The organism is Streptomyces sp. NPDC048590, from assembly GCF_043199535.1.
GTDB lineage: Bacteria > Actinomycetota > Actinomycetes > Streptomycetales > Streptomycetaceae > Streptomyces.
Genome location: NZ_JBICWC010000003.1, coordinates 773,235 through 789,496, shown reverse-complemented (window position 1 = coordinate 789,496; position 16,262 = coordinate 773,235). Strand labels below are relative to the sequence as shown.

Sequence of the window (16,262 nt, the reverse complement as noted above, 5' to 3'; positions counted from 1 at the left end):
CGCTCCTCCGTCCGGCCGCCCCCGGAACACCGCAGGGGTGCCCCGGCCGGTCGGCCGGGACACCCCTGGAGGGCGGAGCGAGGGTCAGGCGAGGCCGGGGCCGCGGACCGGGATGCTGGTGAAGGTCGGTGCCGGGGCGGGCTCGGTGAAGAAGTCGTTGCCCTTGTCGTCGACCACGATGAAGGCGGGGAAGTCCTCGACCTCGATGCGCCAGACGGCCTCCATGCCGAGCTCCTCGTACTCGACGACCTCGACCTTCTTGATGCAGTCCTGGGCCAGGCGCGCCGCGGGACCGCCGATCGAGCCGAGGTAGAAGCCCCCGTGGGCGTCGCACGCGTCGGTGACCTGCTTGGACCGGTTGCCCTTGGCCAGCATCACCTTGGAGCCGCCCGCCGCCTGGAACTGCGCGACGTAGCTGTCCATGCGGCCGGCCGTCGTCGGGCCGAAGGAACCGGAGGCGTAACCCTCGGGGGTCTTCGCCGGGCCGGCGTAGTACACCGGGTGGTCCTTGAGGTACTGCGGCATCTCCTCGCCCGCGTCCAGCCGCTCCTTGATCTTGGCGTGCGCGATGTCGCGCGCCACGACCAGCGGGCCGGTCAGCGAGAGCCGGGTCTTCACCGGGTACTTGGTGAGCTCGGCGAGGATCTCGTCCATCGGGCGGTTCAGGTCGATCCGCACGACGTCCCCGGCCTCGTCCAGGTGCTCGTCGGTGGTGTCGGGCAGGAAGCGTGCCGGGTCCTTCTCCAGCTGCTCCAGGAAGACGCCCTCGGCGGTGATCTTCGCGGTGGCCTGGCGGTCGGCCGAGCAGGAGACGGCGATGGCGACGGGCAGCGAGGCGCCGTGCCGGGGGAGGCGGACCACCCGCACGTCGTGGCAGAAGTACTTGCCGCCGAACTGCGCGCCGATGCCGATCTTCTGGGTCAGCTCGAAGACCTTCTGCTCCAGCTCCTTGTCACGGAAGCCGTGGCCGGTCGGGGAGCCCTCGGCGGGCAGCTCGTCGAGGTAGTGGGCGGAGGCGTACTTCGCGGTCTTCAGCGCGAACTCCGCGGACGTCCCCCCGACGACGATCGCCAGGTGGTACGGCGGGCAGGCCGCCGTACCCAGCGAACGGATCTTCTCCTCCAGGAACTTCATCATGGAGGCCTCGTTGAGGACCGCCTTGGTCTCCTGGTAGAGGAACGACTTGTTGGCCGAGCCGCCGCCCTTGGCCATGAAGAGGAACTTGTAGGCGCCGCCGTCCGTCGCGTACAGCTCGACCTGCGCCGGCAGGTTCGAGCCGGTGTTCTTCTCGTCCCACATGGTCAGCGGCGCCATCTGCGAGTAGCGCAGGTTGAGCTTGGTGTAGGCGTCGAAGATGCCGTGCGACAGGGCTTCCTCGTCGCCGCCCTCGGTGAGCACGTTCTGGCCGCGCTTGCCCATGACGATCGCCGTACCGGTGTCCTGGCACATCGGCAGGACGCCGGCCGCGGCGATGTTCGCGTTCTTCAGCAGGTCCAGCGCGACGAACTTGTCGTTGGACGAGGCCTCCGGGTCGTCCACGATGCGGCGCAGCTGCGCCAGGTGGGCGGGCCGCAGGTAGTGCGAGATGTCGTGCATGGCCTCGGCGGCAAGGGTGCGCAGGGCCTCCGGGTCGACCTTGAGGAACGTACGGCCGTCGGCCTCGAAGGTCGAGACACCCTCGGCGGTCACCAGCCGGTACGGCGTGGTGTCCTCTCCCAGCGGGAGCAGATCGGAGTACGCAAACTCTGGCATTACGGCCATTCCTCACTCGGCGACAGCGGCTGACCACCCTTGGGCAGCGCATCCACCAGGGTAGAGCTCCGGGGGTGCGCCGAGCCTGTGAGGTAAGGCTCACCCGGGGCGGGCCCGCCGACGGCCCCGGAAGTACCGCCCTGGGCGGGCCGGGCGCGGGCCGGACAGGGATCGCGGACAGGCCGGAGAGCCACCTGTCGCGATCTATCGCGTTTGGGTACGCTGGTCCGGTGGACCTCGAGAAGCAGCCCCAGCAGCCCGTCGCTCCGGCCGGTCCCGCGCCCGCCGGGATCCGCGCGTCCGACGCGGACCGCGACCGGATCGCGGACATCCTGCGGGAAGCCATGGCCGAGGGCCGGCTGACCGCCGACGAGCACGCCGAGCGGGTCGACCTGGTCTACCGGGCCAAGACCGTCGGTGAACTCCAGCCCCTGATCCAGGATCTGCCCGTACCGGGCGGCGGCACCCAGCAGTCCGCAGGGCTGTACGCGTCCGGTCCGGAAGCGACGCCCGGACCCGCCGAGAACCTGGTGGCGGTGTTCAGCAGCTCCACCCGCAGGGGGCGTTGGCGCGTCGGCGGCCGCACCAACGCGTTCGCGCTCTTCGGGAGCGTCGAGATCGACCTGACCGAGGCCCTGTTCGGCCAGCGGCTCACCGTCGTCAACGCGACGTCCATCTTCGGGAGCGTCGAGGTCAAGGTCCCCGAGAACATCTCGTTGCGCGGCAGCGGAACGGGTGTTTTCGGCAATTTCGAGGTCGAGACGCTGGAGTCCGCCGACCCCGAGGCGCCGGTGGTCGTGGTGAACGGCTACTCCGTCTTCGGCAACGTCGAGGCGAAGCCCAAGCGTGGCAAGCTCATCGCCAACCTTCACAAGCATTTGCGCAAGCACCTCGGTACCTGAGCCGGTCCGGCCGGTCAACGGCCAATTCGAGCCATGGGGTGACGCGGGGTCACCGTGGCGGGGGTGCGGCGGCACCACGCAGTGCATAGGCGTGCGTACAGCGGGTAGGGAGTGCTGCATCGCCTCTCGCTCACGAAGCCCAAGCCGTCGTCAGGAGTGGACCGTGCTGCACATCCCGCATCAGCCCCTGCAGGTAGCCGCCGCGCCGTCCCAGCGCGCCCCCGCGCGGGAGGACCAGGCGGGCCCCTGGCACTCGGAGGCGGTGTGCCGCCGCGACGAGGCCGGGCTGTTCTTCGCCCCGTCGAAGGAGCCGACCGCCGCCCGGCTGTCGCGCGAGGAGGCCGCGAAGCAGGTCTGCGCGAGGTGCCCGGTGATGGTGGAGTGCCAGGAGCACGCCCTCGTGCAGCCGGAGCCCTACGGGGTGTGGGGCGGACTGACCGCCGCCGAGCGCCGTGTGGTGCTCGCCCGGCGCCGCAGGCGCGACATGGAGCTCAAGGCCGCCGCCCGCGCGGGACGCATAGCCGCCGCGGGCTGAGGCCCGTACGTACGGATGTGGGGCCGCCTGCACCGGGCGGCCCCACATCCGTATGCGGCCGCCCCTACTTGGCGCGGTCGAAGTCGATCGCGCTGTAAGCGCGCAGCTTCGAGAGCCGGTGCGTGGAGTCGATCGTCCGGATCGTGCCCGACTTGGAGCGCATCACCAGGGACTGGGTGGTGGCCGTCTCGGCGCGGTACCGCACACCGCGCAGCAGCTCACCGTCGGTGATACCCGTGGCGACGAAGAACACGTTGTCCCCGCTGACGAGGTCGTCCGTCGACAGCACCCGGTCCAGGTCGTGGCCGGCGTCCAGGGCGCGCTGCCGCTCCGCGTCGTCCTTGGGCCAGAGCTTGCCCTGGATGACACCGCCGAGGCACTTTATGGCGCAGGCCGAGATGATCCCCTCGGGGGTGCCGCCGATCCCCATCAGCAGGTCGACGCCGGTGCCCTCCCGGGCGGCCATGATCGACCCCGCGACGTCACCGTCGGAGATGAACTTGATGCGGGCGCCCGTCTCGCGGATCTCCTTGACGATGCCGTCGTGCCGGGGCCGGTCGAGGATGACGACGGTCACGTCCTCCGGGGTGGAGCTCTTGGCCTTGGCGACGCGCCTGATGTTCACGGACACGGGTGCGTTGATGTCGACGAAGTCGGCGGCCTCGGGGCCGGTGACCAGCTTGTCCATGTAGAAGACCGCGGACGGGTCGAACATCGCGCCGCGGTCCGCGGCGGCCAGCACCGCGATGGCGTTGGGCATGCCCTTGGCGTTGAGGGTGGTGCCGTCGATGGGGTCGACCGCGATGTCGACCTCGGCCCCGGTGCCGTCGCCGACGCGCTCGCCGTTGAACAGCATGGGGGCTTCGTCCTTCTCGCCCTCACCGATGACGACGACGCCGTTCATCGACACCGTGGAGACGAGCGTGCGCATGGCCTTCACGGCAGCGCCGTCGGCGCCGATCTTGTCGCCGCGGCCGACCCAGCGCCCCGCCGCCATGGCTGCGGCCTCGGTGACCCGTACGAGTTCCATGGCCAGGTTGCGGTCGGGGGCCTCGGGGGAGACCTCGAGCTGGGACGGCAGATGATGCTCGGACATCGGAGCGCACCTTTCTGTACGACGACGACCGGAAAAGAGGGTGCTGTGACTCTATCGGTAGGTCGATAAAATGAGCAGAGCGGGTCACCGATGAGCGGGTGCCCGCCGGTCGGGCGGCCGAGGGGCCATGCCACCATTGACCCCGTGGCAAGCAAGCGAGGCAAGCAGACCGTCCGGGACATGTTCCTGTCGATGCTCGTGATCACCGCGGTGGCGGGCGTCGTCTACATCTTCATCCCGCACGACGACAAGGCCGACCCGATCAAGGCGGTCGACTACAGGGTCGAGCTCGCGACGGCTCGTCGCGCCGCCCCGTACCCGGTCGCGGCCCCCTCCGGCCTGCCGCAGGGGTGGAAGCCGACCTCCGTCTCGTACACCGGGCAGGACGGATCCGGCTGGCACCTCGGCTTCCTCGACCCCGACGGCAACTACGTCGCGGTGGAGCAGTCCACGACCCCCGCGAAGAAGTACGTCCCCGACGTCAGCCAGGACGCCGAGGACACCGGGCGCACCGAGCGGGTGGCCGGCCGGGAGTGGCAGCGCTGGGAAGGGCCGAAGTACGACGCCCTCGTGCTGCACGCCGAGGACGTGACCACCGTGGTCACCGGCTCGGCCCCGCGCGAGAGCCTGGTGGAGATGGCCGCGGCGCTGAGGACCGCCTCCTCCTGAGGCACTGCTCACGTACGACGAAGGGGCCCGCGGCGCACAGCGCTGCGGGCCCCTTCGTCGTGCGGGCGGGGATCAGACGGTGGTGACGACCTCGTCGTAGGAGAGGCGCGGCAGGCGCGGGAACCAGGCGTCCTCGCCGGGCTTGCCGATGTTGACGGCCATGAGCAGCTTGTGGTCGCCGTCCAGGAACTCCTTCTCGATGCCCGCGGCGTCGAAGCCGGTCATCGGGCCGGCGGCCAGGCCGGCCGCGCGGACGCCGATGATGAAGTAGGCGGCCTGGAGCGCGGCGTTCAGCGCGGCGGACTGCTCGCGGACCGGGCGCTCGGAGAAGAAGGCGTCCTTGGCCTGCGGGAAGTGCGGCATGAGCGCCGGGAGCTCCTCGTGGAACTCGTGGTCGGCGACGAGCAGTGCGACCAGCGGGGCGGCCGTGGTCTTCGGGCGGTTGCCCTCGGCCATGTGCTTGACCAGGCGCTCGCGGCCCTCGGCGGAGCGCACCAGGACGACGCGCAGCGGCGACTGGTTGAAGGCCGTCGGCCCGTACTTGACCAGGTCGTAGATCGCCTGGACCTGCTCGTCGGTCACCGGCTCGTCGGTGAACGTGTTGGCGGTGCGGGCCTCGCGGAAGAGGAGGTCCTGAGCGGCGGGGTCAAGAACGAGAGACATCTGGGGCGTTACCTTCCGGACGGATACGGGCTGAGCCGTGGGGCGAACTCATGGCACCGTAGCCGAAAGATAGATTAAAGTTCAACTAAATCTCGCCCGTAGTGATCCACGGCACAGGAGTAGCGCGCGGGTCCGGTCTTCGGTGGAACGACGGTGCCGGACCGCACGGCCCGGCCCCTCGGCTCACTCCGCGGGGTCGGCCTCCGGGGAGTCCTCCTCCGGCCGGGCAAGCGCCGCGTCCAGACGGGCGCGCGCGCCCTCCAGCCAGCGCCGGCACACCTTGGCCAGCTCCTCGCCGCGCTCCCACAGGGCCAGCGACTCCTCCAGGGTCGTGCCGCCCGCCTCCAGGCGGCGTACGACCTCGATCAGCTCGTCCCGCGCCTGCTCGTACCCGAGCGTGCCCGTCGCGGCAGGCGCCGTCGTCCCGTCGTCCGTCATGACGCCCACCCTATGCGGGGGCTACGACAGCGCAGGCCGTTCATTCGGCGACCTGAACGGTGAACTCACCTTCCGAGACCCGCGCCCGCAGCTCCTCGCCCGGCGCCCCGGCCTCCTCGGGGGAGCGCACCACATGGCCGTCGGGCCGCTGGAGGACCGCGTAGCCGCGTTCGAGCGTCGCCGCGGGGGACAGCGCCACGACCCTGGCACGGGTGTGCGCGAGCTCGGAGTCCGCGCGGTCCAGCAGATGTCCGAGTACCCTGCGACTGCGTCCCGTCAGCGCCTCGATCTCCGCGGCACGCTCGTCCACCATCCGCTGCGGCCGCTCCATGGAGGACCTGCCCAGCGCGTGGGCCAGGCCGCGCTCCTCCCGGTCGATCAGCCCCCGCACCGTGCGCAGCGCCCGGTCCCTGAGCTGCTGCACACGGTCGAGCTCCTCGCCGACGTCCGGGACGACCTTCTTCGCCGCGTCCGTGGGCGTCGAGGCGCGGACATCGGCCACCAGGTCGAGCAGGGGCGAGTCCGGCTCGTGCCCGATGGCGGACACCAAAGGCGTGCGGCACGCGGCCACCGCCCGGATCAGCGCCTCGTCGGAGAACGGCAGCAGGTCCTCCACACTGCCGCCCCCACGGGCGACGACGATCACATCGACCTCGGGCATGCCGTCGAGCTCCTGGACGGCCTGGACCACCTGGTTGACCGCGTGCACCCCCTGCACAGCGGTGTTGCGCACCTCGAACCGCACCGCCGGCCAGCGCCGCCGCGCGTTCTCCAGGACATCGCGCTCGGCCGCCGACGCCCGCCCGGAGACCAGGCCGATCAGCTGGGGCAGGAACGGCAGCGGCTTCTTGCGGTCCAGGGCGAAGAGGCCCTCGGCGGCCAGCGACTTCTTCAGCTGCTCCAGGCGCACCAGCAGCTCGCCGATGCCCACCGGCCGTATCTCCGTCGCCCGTAGCGACAGCTGCCCCCGGGGCGCGTACCACTCGGGCTTGGCGAGGACGACGACCCGCGCGCCCTCGGTGACCACGTCGGCGATGCGGTCGAAGACCTGGCGGAAGCAGGTCACGCTCACCGAGATGTCGTGGGACGGATCGCGGAGCGTCAGGAACACCACCCCGGCGCCCGGCCTCCGCGACAGCTGGGTGATCTGCCCCTCTACCCAGACCGCACCGAGCCGGTCGATCCACCCGCCGATCAGCCGCGAAACGTCGCCGACGGGCAGCGGGGCTTCCGGAGACGTAGTGAGAGCCATACGGGCGAGCGTATAGGCCGGAGCCGACAGTCAGGCGGCCCGCCGCCCCCACTGCAACGCCAGCACCACCAGGCCGATCCCCAGCCAGCACACGCCCACCAGCTGCGCGCTCGTCGTGGCCTCCAGGATCACCGCCACCAGGACCGCCGCGCCCACCACCGGCACCAGCACATGGCGCCACCAGCTCGGCGGGCCCTCCATCCGGCGTACGGCGAACCAGCCCACCACCGAGGCGTGCAGCAGCACGAACGCCGTCAGCGCGCCGACGTTGACCACCGACACCAGATGGTCCAGTCCGTCGTCACGCCGGGCCGCCCACACCGCCGCCACCAGAGTCACCGCCGCGGCACCCGAGATCGCCACGCGCGGCACACCGGACCGCGCGTCGACCCGGGACAGGAGCGACGGCAGCCTGGCGTCGCGCGCCATGGCGAACACCAGCCTCCCCGCCGCCGCCTGGCCGGCCAGAGCCGCGAAGGCGGCGCCGATCGCCTTGCTGACGGCGACGAGGTCGTGCAGCCACGTCCCCACGGACGCGTCGACCGCGTCGTAGAACGCCGACCCCTGCTTCACCGGATCAGCCGCCAGTTCCGCCGAGGAGACCGGCTCCAGCAGAGCGGCCAGATACGACTGCGCCACGAACAGCGCACCGGCGAGGACCAGGCAGAACAGCACCGCGCGCGCCACCTTCGTAGAACCGCCCGTCACCTCCTCCGCGAACGAGGCGATGGCGTCGAAGCCCAGGTAGGACAGCACCGCGACGGAGACCGCCCCCAGGACCGCCGACGTCGAGAAGCCGGAGTCCCCGGTGAGCGGGGTCAGCCAGCCACGCTCGGCGCCGTCCCTGACCAGCACCACCACCGCCGACACCACGAACACCAGCAGCACCACGATCTCCATGGCGAGCACCGCGAAACCCACCCGGGCCGCGGCCCTGACCCCCCAGAGGTTCAGCGCGGTCGTCACCACCACCGCGATCGCCGTCCACACCCACCGCGACACCTCGGGGACCAGCGCGTTCATCGCGATCCCGGAGAAGAGGTACGCGACCGCCGGGATGAGGAGGTAGTCGAGCATCGCCATCCACCCCGCGATGAACCCCGGTCCCTCGCCGAGTCCCTTGCGGGCGTAGGCGAAGACCGACCCGGCGAGCGGGGCGACCCGCACCATCTGCGCGTAGCTGAACGCGGTGAAGGCCATCACCACCGTCGCCACCAGGTACACCAGGGCCACGGCCCCGTCGGACTTGGCGTCCAGCGTGCCGAAGACGCCGACCGGGGCCATCGGGGCGATGAACAGCAGCCCGTAGACCACCAGGTCCCGGAACCCGAGTGTGCGCCGCAGCCCTCCTTCGGCCGTGCTGCCGCCGCTGCCCGCCATGAACCCCTCCGTCGCTGGATTGCGTTCGCCCCAGTCTCCCGACGTCGAAGGGCCCGCGCCTGTTCGGTACGTCGTTAGGGGGTGTCCGGCGCGTCGGGCCCGCGGCCACGACCTCCGGACCCGAGACGCCCGTCCGGCACCCCCTACGATGGGACGCATGACTGCAAAGCCTGCCCGCCGTGTCCTGCTCGCCGCACCCCGGGGGTACTGCGCGGGCGTGGACCGCGCCGTGATCGCCGTCGAGAAGGCCCTGGAGCAGTACGGCGCCCCCATCTACGTGCGTCACGAGATCGTGCACAACAAGTACGTCGTGCAGACGCTCGAGAAGAAGGGCGCGATCTTCGTCGACGTCACCGCCGAGGTGCCCGAGGGCTCCATCGTGATGTTCTCCGCGCACGGAGTCGCCCCGACCGTCCACGCGGAGGCCGCCGAGCGCAAGCTCGCCACCATCGACGCGACCTGCCCGCTGGTCACCAAGGTCCACAAGGAAGCCGTGCGCTACGCCAAGGAGGACTACGACATCCTCCTGATCGGCCACGAGGGCCACGAGGAAGTCATCGGCACCAGCGGCGAGGCCCCCGAACACATCACCCTCGTCGACGGCCCCGACGACGTCGCCAACGTCGAGGTCCGCGACGAGAACAAGGTCGTCTGGCTCTCCCAGACCACCCTCTCCGTCGACGAGACGATGGAGACGGTCGGCGCCCTGAAGAACAAGTTCCCGAACCTCCTCTCCCCGCCGAGCGACGACATCTGCTACGCCACGCAGAACCGCCAGGTCGCCGTGAAGAAGCTGGCCGAGGACGCCGAACTGGTCATCGTCGTCGGCTCCAAGAACTCCTCCAACTCGATCCGCATGGTCGAGGTCGCCCTCGACGCAGGCGCCCCCGCCGCCCACCTGGTCGACTTCGCCGCCGAGATCGACGAGGCCTGGCTTGAGGGCGTCACCACGGTAGGCCTCACCTCGGGCGCCTCGGTCCCCGACGTCCTCGTCGACGGGGTGCTGGAGTGGCTCGCCGAGCGCGGCTACGCGGACGTGGAGACGGTCAAGACCGCCGACGAGTCGATCACCTTCTCGCTGCCCAAGGAGCTCCGGCGCGACCTGCGCGCCGAGGCCGCGGCGCTGTCGGCCGAGTAGTACCCACCCGGCGCCCCGGGCGCGGTGCGGGGCGCGGGAGCGCACCGGGAGCCCCGGCGGGGCTCCGAGCACCACGCTCACGGCGGGGCGCCGGGCGGCTTCCGGGGGAGCGTGGGCCGGGTCCGGGGCGCGAGGGCTTTCCCGAGGCGCGTGGGCGGGCCCTGGCGCAGGGTCTGCCCCGAACGCGCATGCCGGCGCCCCGAGGTGCACGGTCTGCCCCCGGGGCCGCCGCCGGATCGGCCGCTCCGGGGAGTGATCCGCGCCACCTGGCCGTACCGTTGGTCCCATGGAGATCTTCGGTGTGGACATCGGCGGTTCGGGCATCAAGGGTGCGCCCGTGGACCTGGACCGCGGAGAGCTGGCGCAGGAGCGCCACAAGGTACTGACTCCCCACCCGGCCACGCCCGACAGCGTCGCCGACGGCGTGGCCGAGGTCGTCGGCCACTTCGACTGGCAGGGGCCGATCGGCATCACGTTCCCCGGGGTCGTCACCGGCGGGATCACCCGGAGCGCGGCCAACGTCGACAAGGGCTGGATCGACACGGACGCCAGGGCCCTGCTCGGCGAGCGCATCGGACAGCCCGTCACCATCCTCAACGACGCGGACGCGGCGGGAGTCGCCGAGATGACCTTCGGCGCGGGCCGCGACCGCAAGGGCACCGTGATCATGCTGACCCTCGGCACGGGCATCGGCAGCGCGCTCTTCACCGACGGGCACCTGGTCCCCAACACCGAGCTCGGCCACCTGGAACTGCACGGCCACGACGCCGAGAAGCGCGCATCGACCAAGGCCAAGGAGGACGAGGACCTCAGCTGGCACCACTGGGCGCACCGGGTCCAGAAGTACCTGGTCCACGTGGAGATGCTGTTCTCGCCCGAGCTCTTCATCATCGGCGGCGGCGTCAGCCGCAAGGCGGAGAAGTTCCTGCCGCACATCGAGCACGTACGGGCCGAGATCGTCCCCGCCCAGCTGCAGAACAACGCCGGCATCGTGGGTGCCGCGATGGCCGCCGCGGGCAAGTGACCACCGGCGGACACCCTCCGCAGGGTCAAGGCCGCTGAACCGGCCCCGGGAAGGGTTCAGGCGCGGGGGCGGCGGGTGGCGGTCCTGGCCAGGTGCCGCTGCCGCTCCCGCATCTGCCGCACCTTGCGTACGGTCGCGATGAGGCCGGCGACGAGGGTGCCCCCGTAGAGCCAGCCGGCGTGGACGGCGAGCGCCGTCACCACGGCCATCGCCTGCCCGCCGAAGCCGCCCGTGCCTCCGGCCACCGGGATCACGCCGACCGCGAAGGCGATGGGCACGATGATCGGGGCCGTCACCAGGTCGGCGGGCCGCACCCAGAGTGCCGTCAGCGCGCTGACCGGCAGGAACAGCACCCCGTAGACGATCGCGGAACCGCCGAACAGCAGCCGGTCCACGCAGGCGAGCAGGAACATGGTCAGAGCGGCGAACAGCCCGGCGCCGATCCCCGTCAGCCGCGGGTTGGGGAACCTCCGCAGCGCCAGGACCACCGGCGGTACACCGCCCTGCCTCGACCCGGGCACCGCCCCGCCGCCCGACGCGGGAGCCGGGGCGACGGCCACCGACACCGCCGGACCGGAAGCCGGGACCGGCGCCTCACCGGCGCCGCCGGACGGTGCGGGCCGGACCTGCGCGGCCTGCCTGCGCTGCGGGGTACGAGTCCTGTGCTGCTCCACCCCGACAACCTAGGTCGCCGGGTACGTTCTTTCGGGCGTTGGACACGCCCTTTGGCCGACCTTGGCGTTGCGTTCGATCCCACACGGCCGAAACACCACCGTTCGGCTGTGGAGGGACCTCCGCCCCCGCGCCCGTGACAGGCCGGCGGCCCCCGCCCGTAAACTGGAGAATCGGCCCACCCCGGGCCCGCCCGCACAGCCCCGCTCCTCACTCCAGGAAGTCGCCAAAGTGTCGCTCACGATCGGAATCGTCGGTCTGCCGAATGTCGGCAAGTCGACCCTGTTCAACGCCCTGACCAAGAACGACGTGCTGGCGGCCAACTACCCGTTCGCCACCATCGAGCCGAACGTCGGCGTCGTGGGCGTCCCCGACCCCCGCCTGGACAAGCTCGCCGAGATCTTCAGCTCCCAGAAGCTGCTCCCCGCCACCGTCGACTTCGTCGACATCGCGGGCATCGTGCGCGGCGCCAGCGAGGGCGAGGGCCTGGGCAACAAGTTCCTCGCGAACATCCGCGAGTCCGACGCGATCTGCCAGGTCATCCGCGCCTTCAAGGACGAGAACGTCGTCCACGTCGACGGCAAGGTCTCGCCCAAGGACGACATCGAGACGATCAACACCGAGCTGATCCTCGCCGACCTCCAGTCCGTCGAGAAGGCCGTCCCGCGCCTGACGAAGGAGTCCCGCCTCCAGAAGGACAAGGTCGCGGTCCTCGCCGCCGTCGAGGAGGCCCAGAAGATCCTCGAAGCGGGCGACACCCTCTTCTCCCGGGGCATCACCGCCGGAACCGAGAAGGGCCGCCTTCTCCACGAGCTGCACCTGCTCACGACGAAGCCCTTCCTCTACGTCTTCAACGTCGACGAGGACGAGCTGGTCGACGAGGACTTCAAGAACGAGCAGCGCGCCCTCGTCGCCCCGGCCGAGGCCATCTTCCTGAACGCCAAGATCGAGTCCGAGCTGATCGAGCTGGACGACGAGGAGGCCCTCGAGCTCCTCCAGTCCATGGGCCAGGAGGAGCCCGGCCTCGCCACCCTCGGCCGCGTCGGCTTCGACACCCTGGGCCTCCAGACCTACCTCACGGCAGGCCCGAAGGAAGCCCGAGCCTGGACGATCAAGAAGGGCGCCACGGCCCCCGAGGCGGCCGGCGTGATCCACACCGACTTCCAGAAGGGCTTCATCAAGGCGGAGATCGTCTCCTTCGACGACCTCGTCGAGACCGGCTCCGTCGCCGAGGCCCGCGCGAAGGGCAAGGCCCGCATGGAGGGCAAGGACTACGTCATGCAGGACGGGGACGTGGTGGAGTTCCGCTTCAACGTGTAGCGGGTGACTTGTCACCGCGTTGCTGATCTGGCAAAAATTCAGGTCAGATGGGGCCCGACTCTTAGGAGTCGGGCCCCTTGTTTTTCCCGTGCTGGGATACCTGACCCATCGTCACCTGTCGTCATCCCTGGTCATCCGTACCGTGCTGGGATCGTGTTGGGCTGGGACGGGGATGCGCGTGCTGGGATTTGTGCGAGCGGGGCGCTGACCGAGCTGTGAAGGTAGTGCGGACGTGGCGCTTTTCCTACTCGTTTGACACAATCGGGGGCATGGCTGAGGCGACGTACAGCATCGGGGAAGGGCCGGCGACGCGGGTGAGCCTGTCGCTGCCGGAGGGGACCGCGGAGGCGATCCGGGCGCGGGTGGGGAAGCGGGAGTTCTCCGCGTTCATCGCCGAGGCGGTCGAGCGTGAGCTGCGCGGGCAGGTCCTGGACGAGTACCTGGCGGACTACGAGAGCCGCAAGGGGCCGGTCTCCGAGCCGGCTCGTCAGCGGGCGCGGCAGGTCTTCGACGAGGTGTTCGCCGAGGAGGCTGAGTGGCCCGCCGCAGGCTGAGTCACGAGGGGACGCTCGTCCTCGACAGTGAGGGACTCTCGAAGCTGCTCGCTGACGAAGAACAGGTGGTGGCTCTGATCGCTGAGGCGCGCTCGCGTGGCATGGAGGTCGTGATCAGTGCGCTCACCATCATCGAGGCCGTCCACGCCCGTACGAACAAGTCACGCCTGAACTGGGTGCTTTCCGGGCTGCGGGTCGTCCCGGTCGGTGACGAGGAGGCGAGGGCTGCCTCGAAGTTGCTGATGAATGCCGGATTGCACGGACACAAGTACGCGATCGATGCGGCCGTCGCCGAGGCCGCGCTGCGACAGCACCGCCCCGTGGTCATGCTGACTTCCGATATTGACGACATGGCCAAGCTGTGCGGCGAGCGGGTCCGGCTCGTGGCGGTGTGATTTCCCCGGCGCGGCTGTCCGGACGGTGGTGCCACCACCTTCAGCGGATCTGACCGACCCAGATCACCAGTTCTCCGTTGTCGATCGTGTACACGATGCGATAGTCGCCGACTCGCAGGCGACGCCGTTCGGGCTGCGAGACGAGTGCCGTGGTGTTGAAGCCGAGAGGGTCGGTCTCCAACTCGGTCAGCTTGGCCAGGATGCGCAGCGCGGTGTCGCGGGGGATCTTGCGGAGCTCGGCCTGCGCCTCGGGACGGAAGACGGTTCGGTACTCACTCACCGCGCGCCAGCGTCTCCCTCATGATGTCCTCGACCGGGATGCCGGGTGCCGGGTTGGCCATGCGCTCGTCGATGATCCGGTTGATCTCGCGCTCTTCCCACTCCTGGTACTTGCGCAGTACCTCGATGGAGACGACGGCGGCTACTTCCTTGCCCCGGCGCGTGATCACCGTGGGTAGGTCGTCTCGATCGGCGCGCTCCACGACCTCGGCGAGGTGGGCACGCACATCGCGGATGGACTCTATGGGTAGCGGCTGTGACATGCGCTCAATGGTACCGAGTGTCTCATGTGTACACAATGCGTCGAACGGAGGGCCTGAGCCTGCAGCGACCCAACGCGAGCTTCGAGACCTGGTCGCGGGGGAGGTCCTGACACCGGTCGGCCGGACCCGTGCCCGCTTCTGCGCTGCCGGGCCCGCCTTTCCGGGCCCGCCTGACGAGAACCTCCCTGTCGCCCACCGCCAACGCGTTCTCAGCGGCTCCTCGCCGCCTCGCGTTCCTGGTACTCGCGCGGGGAGAGTCCGTGGAAGCGGGAGAAGGCGGTGCTGAACGTGGGGAGGTGGGCGTACCCGGTCCGGCGCGCGACGGTGCTGGGCGGGGCGCCCCCGGCGAGCAGGTCGCGGGCGACGCGCATGCGGGCGGCGTAGCGCCAGCGGCCGAGTGTCATGCCCGTCTCGTCGCGGAAGGCGCGGTGGATCTCGGCGCGGATGCCGGCGGCGTCCTGTGTCCCGTCGGCCGTGACGTCAACTGCCCCGCCTGCTTCGCCGATGCGCCGCAGGAACTCCATCGCGACGGCGCGCGCCTGCGGATCGGTGGGCATCGGTACCGAGAGGGCCCGCTGGGCGGCGACCTGTTCCGTGAACAGGTCGAGGATGTGGCGAGGGTCGTGGTCGTCGGGGCGCAGAGCGGACCGGGCGCTGATCGAGCAGAACATCAGGTAGTCGTCCCACGCGGGGGAGAACCGCACTTGCAGCGGCGCCGTCAGGTGGAGGTCGGCGGTGCTCGCGTTGCCCAGCGGCAGGGATACGGAGTTCTCTCGGAGGCCGGTGACATGCTCCAGCTCTGCCGGGATCCAGGTGGCCACCCCTCGCTCCCGCTCGTAGCGCCGGTCCCCGATGTCCAGGTACCCGCTGCCCCGGTACATCCAGCTGAGGACGTGGATGTCGTTGGTGTGTGAGGGCGTGTTGGCCGGAGGCAGCATCTCGGGCGCGGTGGGTGTTCCCGTCTCGCGCATCATCCGGATCAGGTCGTCGGTCTGCCGTGCCGCCGCCGCCCGTCGGGTCATCCCACCGGCCCCGGGCCGGGCGAAGACCTTCCGGCCGAACTCGTGCGGGGTCATTCCGAACCGCCCCTTGAACGCACGGGTGAGGCCGTTGCGGCTGGCGAAGCCCACCAGGGCGGCCACTTGGTCCACGTCGTAACCGGCGGCGAGGAACTCCGCGGCGGCGCCGAGCCGGCAGTGCAGCCGCCACTGCTCGAAGGTGAGCCCGGTGCCGGCGACGAAGTCGCGGCGAAGGGTGCGTGCGCTGGAGAGCACCCGCGCCGCCCATCGCTCGACGGTGAGGTCGAGTCCGGGGTCGCGCATCAGTTCCTCGGCGACGGCTCTGGCGCCGCGGGCCCGCGGCATCGCGGGCGAGGCGAATCCCTCGGGGCTCGGGTCCCGTCCGGGCGCGGGGAGCGCCGGCGGGTGCGTGCCGGGGCGCCGAAGGAGCTCCGCGACCGACTCGGGGGAGTACCCATGGCCACTGAACGGAGTGACCTGAAGATTGAAGAGCTGGATCAGCCAGTCCTGCCAGTCGCCGGGAACGTCGAACCGTGTCAGTTCCGGCAACTCCCGGGTGCCGACGCCTACGTGGGGACACAGCGGGAAGGCGACCGTGCCCGGCTCGGTGGTGATCGCCCATCCCGCCCGGGCCTCCGCGGGAATCTCCGCCCTGTCGCCCGCCGGGATCCAGGCGCCTTCGCCGGACCCGAGGTGGAGCGTAGGCCCGTCGTCGAGACGCACGTGCGCCGTGCCGGTGCGTACCCACAGCAGCAGTGGTCGGACGTGTCCGTCCGCCGGACTCCACCGTGCGCCCGGAATCGCCGGAGGGCAGGCGGAACCCGCGGCGAACGATGAGGGCAAGGACATGCCCCAACCTTAGGCCCTAACTACGCGGCAGTCTGCGCACACTTTTCGAGGTAAGGTTCCCC

18 protein-coding genes are annotated in these 16,262 nt (G+C 70.6%); 8 read left to right on the top strand and 10 right to left on the bottom strand.

What is annotated here, in order from left to right; genetic code table 11:
• Positions 1-84: 84 nt before the first annotated feature.
• Positions 85-1,752: a fumarate hydratase gene (locus ACGFNN_RS11855; RefSeq protein WP_362539075.1), complete on the bottom strand. Its 1,668-nt coding sequence runs from the start codon at positions 1,750-1,752 to the stop codon at positions 85-87.
• Positions 1,753-1,982: 230 nt separating this feature from the next.
• Here ACGFNN_RS11855 and ACGFNN_RS11850 point away from each other — a divergent pair, with 230 nt between their 5' ends.
• On the top strand, positions 1,983-2,654 hold the full coding sequence (locus tag ACGFNN_RS11850; protein WP_393554953.1) for a DUF1707 domain-containing protein: 672 nt from the start codon (positions 1,983-1,985) through the stop codon (positions 2,652-2,654).
• Positions 2,655-2,817: 163 nt separating this feature from the next.
• Complete coding sequence (locus tag ACGFNN_RS11845; RefSeq protein WP_362539079.1) at positions 2,818-3,189, top strand: WhiB family transcriptional regulator; 372 nt, start codon at positions 2,818-2,820, stop codon at positions 3,187-3,189.
• Between the two features lie 64 nt (positions 3,190-3,253).
• Here the strand turns inward: ACGFNN_RS11845 and glpX are convergent, their stop codons facing one another.
• Positions 3,254-4,285: a class II fructose-bisphosphatase gene (gene glpX, locus ACGFNN_RS11840; protein WP_393554951.1), complete on the bottom strand. Its 1,032-nt coding sequence runs from the start codon at positions 4,283-4,285 to the stop codon at positions 3,254-3,256.
• A 144-nt stretch (positions 4,286-4,429) separates the two neighbouring features.
• Between glpX and ACGFNN_RS11835 the strand changes: the two genes are divergently transcribed.
• Positions 4,430-4,954 (top strand): DUF4245 domain-containing protein, encoded by a 525-nt coding sequence (locus tag ACGFNN_RS11835; protein ID WP_393554949.1) that lies wholly within the window; start codon positions 4,430-4,432, stop codon positions 4,952-4,954.
• 72 nt (positions 4,955-5,026) lie between these two features.
• On the opposite strand, the gene ACGFNN_RS11830 is transcribed toward ACGFNN_RS11835, so the two are convergent.
• The 4 genes from ACGFNN_RS11830 to ACGFNN_RS11815 all read right to left on the bottom strand — a co-directional run bounded on the left by ACGFNN_RS11830 (position 5,027) and on the right by ACGFNN_RS11815 (position 8,687).
• Positions 5,027-5,617: a malonic semialdehyde reductase gene (locus ACGFNN_RS11830; RefSeq protein WP_362539085.1), complete on the bottom strand. Its 591-nt coding sequence runs from the start codon at positions 5,615-5,617 to the stop codon at positions 5,027-5,029.
• 183 nt (positions 5,618-5,800) lie between these two features.
• Positions 5,801-6,055, bottom strand: a complete 255-nt coding sequence (locus ACGFNN_RS11825) for an exodeoxyribonuclease VII small subunit (protein ID WP_393554947.1) — start codon at positions 6,053-6,055, stop codon at positions 5,801-5,803.
• A gap of 40 nt (positions 6,056-6,095) precedes the next feature.
• Positions 6,096-7,307 carry an exodeoxyribonuclease VII large subunit gene (gene xseA / locus ACGFNN_RS11820; RefSeq protein WP_393554946.1) on the bottom strand — a complete coding sequence of 404 codons (1,212 nt, stop codon included), beginning with the start codon at positions 7,305-7,307 and terminating at the stop codon, positions 6,096-6,098.
• Positions 7,308-7,337: 30 nt separating this feature from the next.
• Positions 7,338-8,687, bottom strand: a complete 1,350-nt coding sequence (locus ACGFNN_RS11815; protein ID WP_393554945.1) for an APC family permease — start codon at positions 8,685-8,687, stop codon at positions 7,338-7,340.
• A gap of 148 nt (positions 8,688-8,835) precedes the next feature.
• Here ACGFNN_RS11815 and ACGFNN_RS11810 point away from each other — a divergent pair, with 148 nt between their 5' ends.
• Both ACGFNN_RS11810 and ppgK read left to right on the top strand, forming a co-directional pair.
• On the top strand, positions 8,836-9,825 hold the full coding sequence (locus tag ACGFNN_RS11810) for a 4-hydroxy-3-methylbut-2-enyl diphosphate reductase (RefSeq protein ID WP_393554944.1): 990 nt from the start codon (positions 8,836-8,838) through the stop codon (positions 9,823-9,825).
• 286 nt (positions 9,826-10,111) lie between these two features.
• On the top strand, positions 10,112-10,849 hold the full coding sequence (gene ppgK / locus ACGFNN_RS11805; protein WP_362539095.1) for a polyphosphate--glucose phosphotransferase: 738 nt from the start codon (positions 10,112-10,114) through the stop codon (positions 10,847-10,849).
• A gap of 56 nt (positions 10,850-10,905) precedes the next feature.
• Here the strand turns inward: ppgK and ACGFNN_RS11800 are convergent, their stop codons facing one another.
• The gene (locus ACGFNN_RS11800) at positions 10,906-11,523 is read right to left on the bottom strand and encodes a DUF6542 domain-containing protein (RefSeq protein ID WP_393554943.1); all 618 of its coding nucleotides are present in this window, start codon (positions 11,521-11,523) and stop codon (positions 10,906-10,908) included.
• Positions 11,524-11,752: 229 nt separating this feature from the next.
• Here ACGFNN_RS11800 and ychF point away from each other — a divergent pair, with 229 nt between their 5' ends.
• The 3 genes from ychF (at position 11,753) to ACGFNN_RS11785 (ending at position 13,790) form a co-directional block, all read left to right on the top strand.
• The gene (gene ychF, locus ACGFNN_RS11795; protein WP_362539097.1) at positions 11,753-12,841 is read left to right on the top strand and encodes a redox-regulated ATPase YchF; all 1,089 of its coding nucleotides are present in this window, start codon (positions 11,753-11,755) and stop codon (positions 12,839-12,841) included.
• Between the two features lie 269 nt (positions 12,842-13,110).
• Positions 13,111-13,395 carry a hypothetical protein gene (locus tag ACGFNN_RS11790; RefSeq protein ID WP_028438980.1) on the top strand — a complete coding sequence of 95 codons (285 nt, stop codon included), beginning with the start codon at positions 13,111-13,113 and terminating at the stop codon, positions 13,393-13,395.
• Complete coding sequence (locus ACGFNN_RS11785) at positions 13,377-13,790, top strand: PIN domain-containing protein (protein ID WP_037661709.1); 414 nt, start codon at positions 13,377-13,379, stop codon at positions 13,788-13,790. The genes ACGFNN_RS11790 and ACGFNN_RS11785 overlap by 19 nt, the downstream gene beginning before the upstream one ends.
• Positions 13,791-13,830: 40 nt before the next feature.
• Here ACGFNN_RS11785 and ACGFNN_RS11780 read toward each other — a convergent pair whose 3' ends face one another.
• The 3 genes from ACGFNN_RS11780 to ACGFNN_RS11770 all read right to left on the bottom strand — a co-directional run bounded on the left by ACGFNN_RS11780 (position 13,831) and on the right by ACGFNN_RS11770 (position 16,200).
• A complete protein-coding gene (locus tag ACGFNN_RS11780; RefSeq protein ID WP_393554941.1) occupies positions 13,831-14,070 on the bottom strand; it encodes a type II toxin-antitoxin system RelE/ParE family toxin in 240 nt (79 codons plus the stop codon).
• The gene (locus ACGFNN_RS11775; RefSeq protein WP_393554939.1) at positions 14,063-14,332 is read right to left on the bottom strand and encodes a type II toxin-antitoxin system Phd/YefM family antitoxin; all 270 of its coding nucleotides are present in this window, start codon (positions 14,330-14,332) and stop codon (positions 14,063-14,065) included. Before ACGFNN_RS11775 ends, ACGFNN_RS11780 begins: the two co-directional genes overlap by 8 nt.
• Before the next feature lie 209 nt (positions 14,333-14,541).
• Complete coding sequence (locus tag ACGFNN_RS11770; protein WP_393554937.1) at positions 14,542-16,200, bottom strand: helix-turn-helix domain-containing protein; 1,659 nt, start codon at positions 16,198-16,200, stop codon at positions 14,542-14,544.
• Positions 16,201-16,262: the final 62 nt, after the last annotated feature.